This window comes from Pseudomonas sp. NPDC087697, from assembly GCF_044743155.1.
Lineage (GTDB): Bacteria > Pseudomonadota > Gammaproteobacteria > Pseudomonadales > Pseudomonadaceae > Aquipseudomonas.
In genome coordinates, this window is sequence record NZ_JBIUVW010000053.1 from 24,402 (window position 1) to 39,152 (window position 14,751).

A 14,751-nucleotide genomic window follows, 5' to 3' on the forward strand; every position below is an offset into this window, starting at 1 on the left:
TGCGTATTGCTTAAGCGATCAACCCGCCAGGCCAGTCTGCTGAACCAGTATCAGCAGCGGCTGTGGGTACAGGCCGAGGAAGAACGCCAGCACTGCGATGGCCAGCAGCATCACGCCGCCTGCCTTTTGTTCCCAGTGCAGCTGGGCGTCGACGCGACGCAGGTTTGGCTCGATCAGGTACAGGGTGACCATGACGCGCAGGTAGTAGAAGACGCCGATGGCGCTGCCCAGTACCAGGGAAGCGACCAGCCACCATTGGTGAGATTCGACGCCGGTTGCGATGATGTAGAACTTGCCGATAAAGCCTGCGGTCAGCGGGATGCCGGCCAGGGACAGCATCATCACGGTCAGTACAGCGGTCAGGTACGGACGGCGCCAGAACAGGCCGCGGTATTCGTACAGCGCGTCTGCGTCACGACCTTTGTAAGGCGAAGACATCAGGGTGATCACGCCGAAAGCGCCGAGGCTGGTGATCACATAGGTGACCAGGTACACGCCGATGGCTTCCATCGCCAGACCCTTGCTCGCCACCAGGGCGATCAACAGGTAACCGAAATGCGCGATGGACGAGTAACCCAGCAGACGCTTGAGGTTGCTCTGGGTCAGTGCCAACAGGTTACCGAACAGGATCGAGGCAATCGCGATCACGGTCAGCACGGTGCTCAACACACCGCTGTTGGCCACTGGCGAGATCTGGAACAGACGCACCATGACCGCGAACACAGCGACTTTCGATGCAGTGGCCAGGAACGCTGCAACCGGTGCCGGAGCACCTTCGTAGACGTCCGGAGTCCAGAGGTGGAACGGTACCAGCGACAGCTTGAACGCCAGACCGATCAGCATCATGCCCAGACCCAGTTGCGCCAGCGGGCTTGGCAGGCCGGTGGCCGCAAGGGCCTGACCGATGCCGCTGAAGCTCAGGGTGCCGGCTTCGGCGTAGAGCAGGGCCATACCGAACAACAGGAACGCGGAACCGGCTGCCGACAGCACCATGTACTTGATGCCGGCTTCCAGTGAACGCTTGTTGAAGAAGGCATACGCCACCAGACCGTAGACCGGTACCGAGAGCAGTTCCAGACCGACGAACAAACCGGCCAGGTGCTGCGCGCTGACCAGAACCAGGCCACCGGCGGCGGCCATCAGGATCAGCAGGTACAGTTCTTCGCGGTTGCCCGGGTAACCCGTAGCACCATCTCCGAGGTAGGCGTGGGCGAGGGTGACGCAGGCGAGGGTGGCAACCAGGATCAGCGCCATGTACAGGCAGGCAAAGCTGTCGATCTGTAGCAATGGCGTCACGGCCAGAGGCGCGACTTTCAGGGCTGGCAGGATCGACAGCAAGGCCAGGTTCAGACCCGCTACCGACAGCAGGAAGGTCTGTGAGTGGTTGCGACGCCAGGCGATCGCCAGCATCACCACGATGATCGTGGCGCTGGTGATCAACAATGGCGCTAGCGCGATAAAGTGTTGAATCGTAAAGTCCATAGCGCTCTTACCGGGCCGAAGCGAGTTGAGTGAAGGCGGTACCGAACCATTGCTGCACGCCATGCATCGTCGCGGCAGAGGTATCGAGGAACGGTTGCGGGTAGACGCCGATGTAAATCAGCAGTGCCGCCAGTCCAACCACCATGATCAGTTCGCGAGCATCCATACCGTGCAGTACGGCGTCCGATTTGGACGGACCGAAGTAGGAGCGGTGAATCATGATCAGCGAGTAGACCGAACCGAACACCAGGCCTGCGGTCGCGATCACGGTGACCCATGGCGCGCTGGCGAAGGTGCCGATCAGGATCAGGAATTCACCGACGAAGTTACCGGTCACCGGCAAGCCCAGCGAGGCCGCAGCGAAGAACAGGCTGACGGCCGGCAGGTAGGCGATCTTCGACCACAGGCCACCCATTTCACGCATGTCGCGGGTGTGGGTACGCTCGTAGAGCTGGCCACTCAGGATAAAGAGTGCGGCGGCCGACAGGCCGTGCGCCAACATCTGGATCACCGCGCCTTGCAAGGCCAGCTGGCTGCCGGAGTAGATGCCGATCAGCACGAAACCCATGTGCGAAACGCTGGAGTACGCGACCAGGCGCTTGATGTCGGTCTGGGCGAAGGCCAGGAACGCACCGTAGAAGATCCCGACCAGACCCAGGGCCATGGCGAACGGCGCGAACTCGGCCGACGCATTCGGGAACAGTGGCAGGGCGAAACGCAGCAGACCATAAGCCGCGGTCTTCAGCAGAATACCGGCCAGGTCAACGGAACCTGCGGTCGGTGCCTGTGCGTGAGCATCCGGCAACCAGGAGTGGAACGGCACCACGGGCAGCTTGACCGCGAAGGCGATGAAGAAGCCGAGCATCAGAACGTACTCGGTGGTCAGCGACATCTTGGTTTTCAACAGGTCGGCGTAGTTGAAGGTAATCACGCCCGTGCTGTTGAAGTTGACCAGGACCAGACCCAGGATCGCCACCAACATGATCAGGCCGCTGGCCTGAGTGAAGATGAAGAACTTGGTCGCCGCGTAGATCCGGGTTTTCTTGCCGTCCGAAGAACTGTGACCCCAGAGCGCGATGAGGAAGTACATCGGCACCAGCATCATTTCCCAGAAGAAGAAGAACATGAACAGGTCGAGGGCCAGGAACACGCCGACGACACCGCCCAGGATCCACATCAGGTTCAGGTGGAAGAAGCCAACGTGACGCTGGATTTCTTTCCACGAGCAGAGTACCGAGAGGACACCCAGCAGACCGGTCAGCATGATCATCAACAGCGACAGGCCGTCGAGGGCCAGGTGCACGTTGATGCCGAAACGCTCGATCCAGACATGCTTGAACTCAAGCGCCCAGGTCGGATCGGCGCCAGGTGCCGGTGCAAATGAATAGTTACCATGGGCCCACAGCCAGAGGCCGAGAGCGAGTTCCAGGGTCATGGTCAACAGCGCAATCCAGCGGGGGAGGGTAGCGCCGAAGCGCTCACCCATCCAGCACAGCAGGCCGCCGATGAAGGGGATCAGGATTAGCCAAGGCAGAATCATGACGGGCTCGTTTCCTTTCGCAAGTTCGCAAGGTTCATATCAGACTGCTACCAGCACGACAGCGCCGATAACCAGCACGGCACCAGCAGCCATCGAGGCGGCGTACCAACGCAGTTGACCTGTTTCGGTTCGGCTCAGGGAGTTGTGACCCCCTTTGGCCAGACGCGGGATCAAACCGATGGTTTGGTCGAACGGGTCTTTGCGCAGCATGTGGCTCATCGCAAGGTACGGCTTGACGAACAGTTTGTCGTAGATCCAGTCGAAGCCCCAGGCCGCGAACCACCAAGCTGTGAGCAGACGGCCGATGCCGCTGTTGGCGATGGCGGTCACGAAGCGACGCTTGCCGAGGAACAGCAGCGCGGCCAGCAGGATACCGGACAGGGCGATAGCACCCGAGGCGATTTCCAGGCTGTGCTTGGCTTCGCCGCCGGCATGGCCAACGCTTTCTGGCAGCACACCGTGCAGTGGCGGAACGATCATCGCGCCAATGGCGGTCGACAGCACGATCAGCACCGACAGTGGCAACCAGTGCGCAATGCCGTGGCCAGCGTGGGCTTCGGTCTTCACTTCACCATGGAACGCGATGAAGATCAGGCGGAAGGTGTACAGCGACGTCATGAAGGCACCCACCAGACCTGCGTAGAGCAGACCGTGGTTGCCGCTGGCGAAGGCTTCCCAGAGGATTTCGTCTTTCGAGTAGAAACCTGCGGTCACCAGTGGCAGGGCCGCGAGGGCCGCGCCGCCGACGATGAAGCTGGCGTAGGCCAGTGGCAGTTTCTTCCACAGACCGCCCATCTTGAAGATGTTCTGCTCGTGGTGGCAGGCAACGATCACCGAACCGGACGCAAGGAACAGCAGCGCCTTGAAGAACGCGTGGGTCATCAGGTGGAAGATCGCGCCTTCCCAGGCACCAACGCCCAGCGCCAGGAACATGTAGCCGATCTGGCTCATGGTCGAGTAGGCGAGGATACGTTTGATGTCGGTTTGGACCAGGGCTGCGAAACCGGCGAGCACCAGGGTCACGCCGCCGACGATGCCGACCAGGTGCAGGATATCCGGCGCCAATGCAAACAGACCGTGCGTACGGGCAATCAGGTACACGCCAGCGGTCACCATGGTCGCGGCGTGGATCAGTGCCGAAACCGGGGTAGGACCGGCCATCGCATCCGCCAGCCAGGTTTGCAGCGGCAGTTGCGCGGATTTACCGACAGCGCCGCCCAGCAGCATCAGGGTCGCCATGACGATCCAGAAGTCGCCGGTCTTGAAGTGCTCAGGTGCTTTGACCAGCAGCTCTTGAATGTTCAGCGTGCCCAACTGTTGGAACAGGATGAACAGGCCGATCGCCATGAACACGTCGCCGACACGGGTGACGATGAAGGCTTTGAGTGCGGCGTTACCATTGTTGCGGTTGCTGTAGTAGAAACCGATCAACAGGTAGCTGCACAGGCCCACGCCTTCCCAACCGAAGTACAGGAACAACAGGTTATCGCCCAGCACCAGGAACAGCATGCTGGCGATAAACAGGTTGGTGTAGGCGAAGAAGCGCGAGTAACCGTCTTCACCGCGCATGTACCAGGACGCGAACAGGTGGATCAAAAAGCCCACACCGACGACCACACCGAGCATGGTCACGGACAGACCATCCAGGTACAGGGCGAAGTTTGGCTTGAAGTCGCCCACCGACATCCACTGCCACAACACCTGGGTGACGTGACCGCCTTCAGGCGGCGCGACGTTGAACTGCCAGATCACATAAGCAGCAACGATCGCCGAGAGGCCGATGGAGCCGACGCCGATCAGCGCCGAGAGGTTTTCCGAGAGGCGGCCGCGTGAGAACGACAGCAGCAGGAAACCGATCAGGGGGAATACGAAAGTCAGATAGAGAAGGTTCATCCGCGCATCTCGCTGGCAGCGTCGATATCGAGAGTGTGGAAGCGGCGATACAGCTGCAACAGAATCGCCAGGCCAATACTGGCCTCGGCGGCTGCCAGGCTGATCACCAGGATGAACATGATCTGTCCATCTGGTTGGCCCCAGCGGCTACCGGCAACGATGAAAGCCAGTGCGGAGGCATTCATCATGACCTCCAGGCTCATCAGCACGAAGAGAATGTTGCGGCGGACCATCAGGCCGACCAGACCGAGGCAGAACAGGATGCCGGCAACTGCCAGGCCATGCTCGAGAGGGATAGCAGGCATAAAGTTACTCCTTCGCCTCGTTGCGGCCCAGGTGGAACGCCGTGACAGCTGCGGCGAGCAGCAGCATCGAGGCGAGTTCGACCACCAGCAGATAAGGACCGAACAGGCTGATGCCCACGGCCTTGGCGTCTACGGTGGTGTGGCCGAGGCCGGTGCCGCTGGAATGACTGAACAGTACGTACAGCAGTTCAGCCAGCAGCAGCGCAGCCAGAACAACCGGACCTGCCCAGATGCCGGGTTTGAGCCAGACGCGTTCTTGCTGAATCGAGGCAGGGCCCAGGTTCAGCATCATCACCACGAACACGAACAGCACCATGATGGCGCCGGCGTAGGCGATCACTTCCAGAACACCGGCGAATGGAGCACCGAGGCTGAAAAAGGTCATCGCCACGGCGAGCAGCGAAATAATCAGGTAGAGCAGGGCGTGCACTGGGTTGGTGTTGGTGATCACGCGAAGCGTGGACACAACGGCAACTCCTGACGCGAAATAGAAAGCGAATTCCATCTTTCTTCCTTAAGGCAGCAAGCTCTTCACGTTGATCGGTTCGGCTTCATTCTGCGCGGCGCCTTTCGGCTTACCGGCAATGGCCATACCTGCAACACGATAGAAGTTGTAGTCAGGGTTTTTGCCGGGGCCGGAGATCAAAAGATCTTCTTTTTCGTAAACCAGGTCCTGACGTTTGAACTCGGCCATTTCGAAATCCGGTGTCAGCTGGATCGCGGTGGTCGGGCAGGCTTCCTCGCAGAGGCCGCAGAAAATGCAGCGCGAGAAGTTGATACGGAAAAATTCCGGGTACCAGCGGCCGTCTTCGGTTTCGGCTTTCTGCAGCGAGATGCAACCGACCGGGCACGCCACGGCGCACAGGTTGCAGGCTACACAACGCTCTTCACCGTCGGGGTCGCGGGTCAGGACGATACGTCCACGAAAGCGCGGCGGCAGGTACACCGCCTCTTCCGGATATTGCAGCGTGTCGCGCTTGCGGAAGGCATGGCTGAAAATCATCACCAGGCTGCGAAGCTGGGTGAAGAAGCCATGCACGATGTCAAAAATATACTTCATGATTGTCTATCCTCACTGAGCCGCGATGGCGGGCGTGTTGAGCAACACGATCGCAGCGGTCACCAGCATGTTGACGAGGGTCAGCGGCAGGCAGAACTTCCAGCTGAAGTCCATCACTTGGTCATACCGTGGGCGCGGAATCGAGGCGCGCAGCAGGATGAAGAACATGATGAAGAACGCGGTTTTCAGTGCGAACCAGATGAACGGGATCTGCGGCAGAATGCCGAACGGACCGTGCCAGCCACCGAAGAACAAGGTTACCAGCAGCGCCGAAATCAACACGATGCCGATGTACTCGCCGACGAAGAACATGCCCCATTTCATGCCGGCGTATTCAATGTGGTAACCGTCGGCCAGTTCCTGCTCCGCTTCCGGCTGGTCGAACGGGTGACGGTGAGTCACGGCGACGCCAGCAATGAAGAAGGTCAGGAAACCGAAGATCTGCGGAATGATGAACCACAGGTGCTGGGCCTGGTAATCAACGATGTCGCGCATGTTGAACGAGCCGACCTGGATCACGATGCCCATCAACGACAGGCCCATGAACACTTCGTACGACACGGTTTGTGCCGAGGCCCGCAAGCTGCCCAACAGGGCGAACTTGTTGTTACTCGACCAGCCGGCGAACAACACCGCATAGACCGACAGACCAGCCATGGCGAAGAAGAACAGGATGCCGATGTTCAGGTCCGCGACACCCCAGGTCGGGGTGATCGGGATGATCGCGAAGGCAATCAGCAAGGCGCTCATGGCCACGACCGGCGCCAGGGTGAAGATCACCTTGTCGGCAAACGGCGGCGTCCAGTCTTCCTTGAAGAACATCTTGATCATGTCGGCAGCAATCTGGAACGCGCCGAACGGGCCGACGCGGTTCGGACCGTAACGGTCCTGCCAGAGGGCGAGCAAACGACGCTCGACCCAGCTCAACAGCGCGCCGCACACCACCACGGCCAACAGAATCACGATGGCCTTGAGGGCCGCGATGATGATGTCGATCACTTCAGGAGTGAACAAGGTCATTGAGCTGCCTCCTGCAGACCGTCAACGGATTTGCCAAAGATTGCCGGCGGAATGCCGGCGATACCCGCAGGCAACGCCACCAGACCAGCGCCCAGCTCTTCGTTGATGCGCAGCGGCAGACGCAGGGTCTGGCCGGCAACGTTCAAGCTCAGCATGGCACCGTCATTGACGCCCAGACGATCGGCTTCGGACTTGGCCAGCGACACGTAAGCGGCCGGAATGCGTTCCTGGACCGGCGCGGCTTTCGAAGAGTTCTCTTCGCTGCCGAACAGGTGATAGAACGGCACAACCTGCCAGGTGCCTTGAGCCGGGTTGAACGCACGCGGAACACTGGCGAACCAGTTCAACGAATCACCCTGGCTTTCGATCAGGCGAGCACCCGGATCACCGGCACGCAGGTGACCACCGACTTCATCCTGGAACTTGTTCCAGGCTTGCGGCGAGTTCCAGCCCGGCGACCAGGCGAATGGCACTTGCTGACGCGGTTCGACGGAGCCCGAGTAACCTTCCATGGAGAACGAGAACGCAGTGTCGTTGTCCTGGGAAGTGCGCGGCTCGTGCACGCTGATGTCGGCGCGCATGGCGGTCCGGCCGCTGTAACGCAGCGGTTCGCGGGCCAGTTTCAGGCCTTTGATCCGGAACGAAGCAGACGGCGCGGCGTTGACGATACCGGCCAGTTGCGTATTGCTTGCAGCGCAGGCAGCGGTGACGTGGTCCAGTTGGGTCCAGTCGATCGGCTGATTCAGCAAGGTCGAGCGCAGGGCATGCAGCCAGCGCCAGCCTTCGTGAACCAGGATGCTCGCGTCGAGGTAAGTCGGGTCGTAGACCTGGAAGAAGCGCTGGGCGCGACCTTCCTGGCTGACCAGCGTACCGTCGCCTTCAGCGAAGCTGGCGGCTGGCAGAACCAGGTGCGCGCGATCGCTGGTGGCGGTTTTCTGATGGTCGGCGACGATCACCACTTTAGCGGCGGTCAGGGCAGCATCGACCTTGGCTTTGTCGGTACGGGTGTACAGATCGTTTTCCAGCACCACGATGGCGTCGGCGCGACCAGAGATCACCGCTTGCAGGGCTGCGTCCACCGATTCGCCACCGAGCATGGCCAGGCCGAGGCTGTTGGCCTCTGGCACGATCAGGCTGATGGAACCGTTCTTCTCGCGCAGCTTCAGGGCCTTCGCAATGTTTGCAGCAGCCTCGATCAGCGCTTTGGAACCCAGCGAAGTGCCGGCGATGATCAGCGGGCGCTTGGCTGCGAGCAGGGCGTTGGCGATGCGCTGAGCCAGTTCGAGGGCTTCGCTGTCCAGGCCTTCAACGGCTGGGGCGCTGGCGTCGAGGGCGTGAGCCACGGCGAAACCGATACGTGCCAGGTCGTCTGGAGCGGCGTGAACGCATTCTTCAGCCACGTCGTCGAGCTTGGTTTCAGCCAGACTTGCGATAAACAGCGGGTTCAGCGCGTGCTGACCGATGTTTTTCACCGCAGCGTCGAGCCAAGGCTGAACGCGCATGGCGTCGGCCATGTCTTCGGCCTTGCCTTTGACCGATTGACGCAGGGACAGGGCCATGCGCGCAGCGGTCTGGGTCAGGTCTTCGCCGAGGACGAAAATCGCGTCGTGGTCTTCGATGTCGCGCATGTTCGGGATTGGCAGCGGGCTGTCTTTCAGCACCTGCATGACCAGACGAATGCGCTCAAGCTCGGAAGCTTCGATACCGGAGTAGAAGTGTTCGGCACCGACCAGTTCGCGCAGGGCGTAGTTGCTTTCAAGGCTGGCACGCGGCGAACCGATACCCACAATGTTGCGACCGCGCAGCAGGTCGGCGGCTTTATCCAGTGCTTCGTCCAGGCTCAGCTTCGCGCCGTTGGCCAGCAGTGGCTGACGCGGGCGATCTTCGCGGTTGACGTAGCCATAGCCGAAACGGCCACGGTCGCACAGGAAGTACTGGTTGACCGAACCGTTGAAGCGGTTTTCGATGCGACGCAGTTCGCCGTAACGCTCACCCGGGCTGATGTTGCAACCGCTGGAGCAGCCATGGCAGATGCTCGGCGAGAACTGCATGTCCCACTTACGGTTGTAACGCTCGGAGTGAGTCTTGTCGGTGAACACGCCGGTCGGGCAGACCTCGGTGAGGTTGCCGGAGAACTCGCTTTCAAGGGTGCCATCTTCAACGCGACCGAAGTACACGTTGTCGTGGGCGCCGAATACACCGAGGTCAGTACCGCCGGCGTAGTCTTTATAGAAGCGTACGCAGCGATAGCAGGCGATGCAGCGGTTCATTTCGTGGGAAATGAACGGGCCCAGTTGCTGGTTCTGGTGGGTACGCTTGGTGAAGCGGTAACGGCGCTCGTTGTGGCCGGTCATTACCGTCATGTCTTGCAGGTGGCAGTGACCGCCTTCTTCGCACACCGGGCAGTCGTGCGGGTGGTTGGTCATCAGCCATTCGACGACGCTGGCGCGAAACACTTTGGCTTCTTCGTCATCGATGGAGATCCAGCTGCCGTCGGTCGCAGGGGTCATGCAGGACATGACGATACGACCACGCTTGTCGTTCTCGTCGGTGTACTGCTTGACTGCGCACTGGCGGCAAGCGCCAACGCTGCCGAGGGCGGGGTGCCAGCAGAAATAAGGGATATCGAGGCCTAGCGACAGACATGCCTGTAACAGGTTGTCTGCCCCATCGACTTCGAGCTCTTTGCCGTCTACGTGGATAGTGGCCATGGTTCAAAGTTCTTCGTTGGCCCGGTGTCAGCGGGCGTGGCTAATGGAATCTTGTTATCCGTCCAAATCCAAACAGCCTGAAAAGGCGTCATCGGACGAAAGGCGAACGGCACGGACCGTTCGCCTTTTTAAAGCGTTAAGCGCCGACCAGAATCGGCTTTGCCAGAGGCGGGACGGCGACGCGGGTAGTAGGCGCGATGCCGGCTTCAAACTCCGGACGGAAGTATTTGATTGCGCTGCCCAATGGCTCCACGGCGCCCGGTGCGTGAGCACAGAAGGTCTTGCCTGGGCCGAGAAAGCCAACCAGACCCAGCAGGGTCTCGATGTCGCCGGCTTGCCCTTCACCGTTCTCGATGGCGCGCAGGAGCTTGACGCTCCATGGCAAACCGTCACGGCACGGGGTGCAGAAACCGCACGACTCACGGGAGAAGAACTCTTCCATGTTGCGCAGCAGGGACACCATGTTGACGCTGTCGTCCACCGCCATGGCCAGGCCGGTACCCATACGGGTGCCCACTTTGGCGATGCCGCCGGCGTACATTTGTGCGTCCAGGTGTTCCGGCAACAGGAAGCCGGTACCAGCGCCGCCTGGCTGCCAGCACTTGAGCTTGTAACCGTCGCGCATGCCACCGGCGTAGTCTTCGAACAGCTCGCGCGCAGGGACGCCGAACGGCAATTCCCACAGGCCCGGGTTCTTGACCTTGCCGGAGAAGCCCATGAGCTTGGTGCCCATGTCTTCACTGCCTTCGCGTGCCAACGATTTGTACCAGTCCACGCCGTCGGCAATGATCGCCGGAACGTTGCACAGGGTTTCTACGTTGTTCACGCAGGTCGGCTTGCCCCAGACGCCTACGGCGGCAGGGAAGGGCGGCTTGGAGCGCGGGTTGGCACGGCGGCCTTCGAGGGAGTTGATCAGTGCGGTTTCTTCACCGCAGATGTAACGCCCGGCGCCGGTGTGGACGAACAGTTCGAAATCGAAACCGCTGCCCAGGATGTTCTTGCCCAACAGGCCCGCAGCCTTGGCTTCTTCCACGGCACGGTTCAGGTGCTTGGCGGCGGTGGTGTATTCGCCACGCAGGAAGATGTAGCCACGGTAGGTTTTCAGCGCGCGAGCACTGATCAACATACCTTCGATCAGCAGATGGGGCAGTTGCTCCATCAGCATGCGGTCTTTCCAGGTGTTCGGTTCCATCTCGTCCGCATTGCACAGCAGGTAGCGGATGTTGATGGATTCGTCTTTGGGCATCAGGCCCCATTTCACGCCAGTGGGGAAGCCCGCGCCGCCGCGACCCTTGAGGCCGGAGTCCTTGACGGTCTGGACGATATCGTCCTGGGACATATCGGCGAACGCTTTACGCGCTGCCGCGTAGCCATTCTTGGCCTGGTACTCGTCGAGCCAGACTGCTTCGCCGTCGTCACGCAGACGCCAGGTCAACGGGTGGGTCTCTGCGCTGCGCTTGATGCGGTTGGCAGGGCCGAAGGAAGTCAGGGTCATACGTAGCCCTCGAGCAATTTGGCAACGCCAGCAGGCTGCACATCACCGAATGTGTCGTCGTCGATCATCAACGCCGGCGCCTTGTCGCAGTTGCCGAGGCAGCAGACCGGCAGCAGGGTGAAACGACCGTCGGCGGTGGTTTGACCCAGGCCGATGCCCAGCTTGCTCTGGATTTCGCTGACCACCGACTCGTGGCCACCGATGTAGCAGACCATGCTGTCGCAGACGCGAATGATGTGACGGCCCACTGGCTGACGGAAGATCTGGCTGTAGAACGTCGCCACGCCTTCAACGTCGCTGGCCGGGATGCCGAGGATTTCGCCGATGGCGTAGAGCGCGCCGTCAGGCACCCAGCCACGTTCCTTCTGAACGATCTTCAGGGCTTCGATCGACGCCGCGCGCGGGTCTTCGTAGTGATGCAGCTCGTGCTCGATGGCCGAGCGCTCGGTTTCGCTCAAGGCGAAACGGTCTGTCTGGATAAGCGGGCTATTCATGCTTAGCGGTCCACGTCGGCCATAACGAAGTCGATACTACCCAGGTACGCGATCAAGTCCGCGACCATGCTGCCTTTGATCACCGAAGGGATCTGTTGCAGATGCGGGAAGCTTGGGGTGCGGATCCGGGTGCGGTAGCTCATGGTGCCGCCATCGCTCGTCAGGTAATAACTGTTGATGCCCTTGGTCGATTCGATAATCTTGAATCAAACGTTGGCCGGCATGACATCGCCCAACGACACTTGCAGGAAGTGCGTGATCAAGGTCTCGATGTGCTGCAGCGTGCGCTCTTTTGGTGGCGGCGTGGTCAGCGGGTGATCCGCCTTGTACGGGCCTTCCGGCATGTTGCGCAGGCACTGGTCGATGATCTTGATGCTCTGGCGCATTTCTTCGACGCGCACGATGCAACGATCATAGGCATCGCCGTTGGCGGCCAGCGGTACTTCGAATTCGAAGTTCTCGTAGCCGGAGTATGGACGGGCTTTACGCAGGTCGAAATCGCAACCGGTCGAACGCAAGCCTGCACCGGTGACGCCCCATTCCAGGGCCTCTTTGGTGTTGTAGGCGGCGACACCGATGGTCCGGCCACGCAGGATGCTGTTGTCCAGTGCGGCTTTCTGGTATTCGTCCAGACGCTTTGGCATCCACTCGACGAAGTCTTTGACCAGTTTTTGCCAGCCGCGTGGCAGGTCGTGAGCGACGCCACCGATGCGGTACCAGGCCGGGTGCAGACGGAAACCGGTGATGGCTTCGATCACCGTGTACGCCTTCTGGCGGTCGGTAAAGGTGAAGAACACCGGAGTCATGGCGCCGACGTCCTGGATGTACGTCCCCAGGAACAGCAGGTGGCTGGTGATCCGGAAGAACTCGGCCATCATGATGCGGATGACGTCGACCTTCTCCGGCACTTTGATGCCGGCCAGCTTCTCGACCGAGAGCACGTACGGCAGGTTGTTCATCACGCCGCCGAGGTAGTCGATACGGTCGGTGTACGGGATGAAACTGTGCCAGGACTGACGCTCGGCCATCTTCTCGGCACCACGGTGGTGGTAGCCGACGTCCGGCACGCAGTCGACGATCTCTTCGCCGTCCAGTTGCAGGATGATACGGAACGCACCGTGAGCCGAAGGGTGGTTGGGACCCAAGTTGAGGAACATGTAGTCCTCGTTCGGACCGGAACGCTTCATGCCCCAGTCTTCAGGCTTGAAGCGCGCGGCTTCTTCCTCAAGCTGTTGCTTGGCCAGCGTCAGGCTGAACGGGTCGAACTCGGTGGCGCGGGCCGGGAAGTCCTTGCGCAGCGGGTGACCTTCCCAGGTCGGTGGCATCATGATGCGGGTCAGGTGCGGGTGGCCGGCAAAGTCGATGCCATACATGTCCCACACTTCACGCTCGTACCAGTTGGCGTTTGGCCAGATGCCGGTGACGGTCGGCAAGCTGAGGTCGTTCTCGGACAAGGCGACCTTGATCATTACGTCACTATTACGTTCGAGCGACATCAAGTGATAGAACACAGTGAAGTCGGCACCGCTCGGCAGCCCTTGACGCTTGGTGCGCAGACGCTCGTCCACGCCATGCAGGTCATAGAGCATGACGTACGGCTTGGGCAGGTTGCGCAGGAAGGTCAGGACTTCGACGAGTTTGGCACGGGCAACCCAAAGCACCGGCATGCCGGTGCGGGTGGCCTGGGCGCTGAACGCCTCAGGGCCAAAGCGGTTGTTCAATTCGACGACCACATCCTGGTCGTCTGCCTTGTAAGGCGGGATGTACAGAGCACTGCCTGTAGTCATGGTTTTTTTATCGCTTTCGGTCAACGTAAAGAATGAAGCCAGTTTCTTGTTTCTTTGCAGGAACAGATCTGGATCAGACTTCGTCGGGGCTGCGCAGGTTGGTTACCTGAATACGCTGTTCGCGGCGCTGTTCCTTTTGCGATGGCATCTCGGCGCGGTAAACGCCTTGATCACCAACGACCCAGGAAAGTGGGCGACGCTCCTGGCCAATCGACTCCTGCAACAGCATCAAGCCTTGCAGAAAAGCTTCAGGGCGGGGCGGGCAGCCAGGCACGTAGACGTCCACGGGCAGGAACTTGTCCACCCCTTGAACGACGGAGTAGATGTCGTACATGCCACCGGAGTTGGCGCACGAACCCATGGAGATAACCCACTTCGGTTCGAGCATTTGCTCGTAGAGACGCTGAATGATCGGCGCCATCTTGATGAAGCAGGTTCCGGCAATAACCATGAAATCCGCCTGACGCGGCGATGCCCGGATAACCTCGGCGCCAAAGCGCGCGATGTCGTGGGGCGCCGTGAAGGCGGTAGTCATTTCCACGTAGCAGCACGAAAGACCGAAGTTATACGGCCACAGGGAGTTCTTACGCCCCCAGTTGATCGTGCCGTTAAGCACGTCTTCGAGCTTGCCCATGAAAATGTTTTTGTGGACTTGATCTTCTAACGGATCGGAAACGGTTTCCCGTTCGCCGATCGGGTACTGCTCGTTAGGAGCATCCGGGTCGATCCTGGTGAGATTGTATTGCATCGCCAAAGCCTCATTGTTTCAGCTTCGCCTGCCGCTTACGACGAGCTGCCGGAGCCCAATCAAGGGCGCCTACTCGAAATAGGTAGACAAGACCTGCCAACAGAATTGCTATGAAAACGAGAGCTTCGACGAATCCGGTCCAGCCGCTTTCGCGGACGGACACAGACCAGGCAAAGAGAAATAGGGCTTCGATATCGAAGATCACGACAAGCGTCG

General features: G+C 60.3%; 12 protein-coding genes and 1 pseudogene. All 13 read right to left on the reverse strand.

The features are described from left to right. Positions 1 to 18 precede the first annotated feature (18 nt). Positions 19 to 1,482, reverse strand: coding sequence for an NADH-quinone oxidoreductase subunit NuoN (gene nuoN / locus ACIPIN_RS25960; RefSeq protein WP_401123787.1), 1,464 nt, complete (start codon positions 1,480 to 1,482; stop codon positions 19 to 21). Between the two features lie 7 nt (positions 1,483 to 1,489). Beyond that, positions 1,490 to 3,022, reverse strand: coding sequence for an NADH-quinone oxidoreductase subunit M (gene nuoM, locus ACIPIN_RS25965; protein ID WP_401123790.1), 1,533 nt, complete (start codon positions 3,020 to 3,022; stop codon positions 1,490 to 1,492). 39 nt (positions 3,023 to 3,061) lie between these two features. Continuing rightward, the gene (gene nuoL / locus ACIPIN_RS25970) at positions 3,062 to 4,915 is read right to left on the reverse strand and encodes an NADH-quinone oxidoreductase subunit L (protein ID WP_401123793.1); all 1,854 of its coding nucleotides are present in this window, start codon (positions 4,913 to 4,915) and stop codon (positions 3,062 to 3,064) included. Continuing rightward, positions 4,912 to 5,220 carry an NADH-quinone oxidoreductase subunit NuoK gene (gene nuoK / locus ACIPIN_RS25975; protein WP_007905077.1) on the reverse strand — a complete coding sequence of 103 codons (309 nt, stop codon included), beginning with the start codon at positions 5,218 to 5,220 and terminating at the stop codon, positions 4,912 to 4,914. Before nuoK ends, nuoL begins: the two co-directional genes overlap by 4 nt. Positions 5,221 to 5,224: 4 nt before the next feature. Continuing rightward, positions 5,225 to 5,725, reverse strand: coding sequence for an NADH-quinone oxidoreductase subunit J (gene nuoJ / locus ACIPIN_RS25980; protein ID WP_123425879.1), 501 nt, complete (start codon positions 5,723 to 5,725; stop codon positions 5,225 to 5,227). Between the two features lie 9 nt (positions 5,726 to 5,734). Further along, a complete protein-coding gene (nuoI, locus tag ACIPIN_RS25985; protein WP_401123796.1) occupies positions 5,735 to 6,280 on the reverse strand; it encodes an NADH-quinone oxidoreductase subunit NuoI in 546 nt (181 codons plus the stop codon). A gap of 12 nt (positions 6,281 to 6,292) precedes the next feature. Continuing rightward, positions 6,293 to 7,300 carry an NADH-quinone oxidoreductase subunit NuoH gene (gene nuoH, locus ACIPIN_RS25990; protein WP_401123798.1) on the reverse strand — a complete coding sequence of 336 codons (1,008 nt, stop codon included), beginning with the start codon at positions 7,298 to 7,300 and terminating at the stop codon, positions 6,293 to 6,295. Further along, positions 7,297 to 10,011: an NADH-quinone oxidoreductase subunit NuoG gene (nuoG, locus tag ACIPIN_RS25995; RefSeq protein WP_401123801.1), complete on the reverse strand. Its 2,715-nt coding sequence runs from the start codon at positions 10,009 to 10,011 to the stop codon at positions 7,297 to 7,299. Before nuoG ends, nuoH begins: the two co-directional genes overlap by 4 nt. A gap of 136 nt (positions 10,012 to 10,147) precedes the next feature. Then, complete coding sequence (nuoF, locus tag ACIPIN_RS26000; RefSeq protein WP_401123803.1) at positions 10,148 to 11,506, reverse strand: NADH-quinone oxidoreductase subunit NuoF; 1,359 nt, start codon at positions 11,504 to 11,506, stop codon at positions 10,148 to 10,150. Beyond that, entirely contained in the window at positions 11,503 to 12,000 is a 498-nt protein-coding gene (gene nuoE, locus ACIPIN_RS26005; protein ID WP_007940871.1) for an NADH-quinone oxidoreductase subunit NuoE, read from the reverse strand. The genes nuoF and nuoE overlap by 4 nt, the downstream gene beginning before the upstream one ends. Before the next feature lie 2 nt (positions 12,001 to 12,002). Further along, positions 12,003 to 13,787, reverse strand: a pseudogene (nuoC, locus tag ACIPIN_RS26010) (NADH-quinone oxidoreductase subunit C/D). 73 nt (positions 13,788 to 13,860) lie between these two features. Beyond that, a complete protein-coding gene (locus tag ACIPIN_RS26015) occupies positions 13,861 to 14,535 on the reverse strand; it encodes an NADH-quinone oxidoreductase subunit B family protein (protein WP_071550701.1) in 675 nt (224 codons plus the stop codon). Between the two features lie 10 nt (positions 14,536 to 14,545). Next, on the reverse strand, positions 14,546 to 14,751 hold a 206-nt coding region (gene ndhC, locus ACIPIN_RS26020; protein ID WP_401123806.1), incomplete at its 5' end, for an NADH-quinone oxidoreductase subunit A.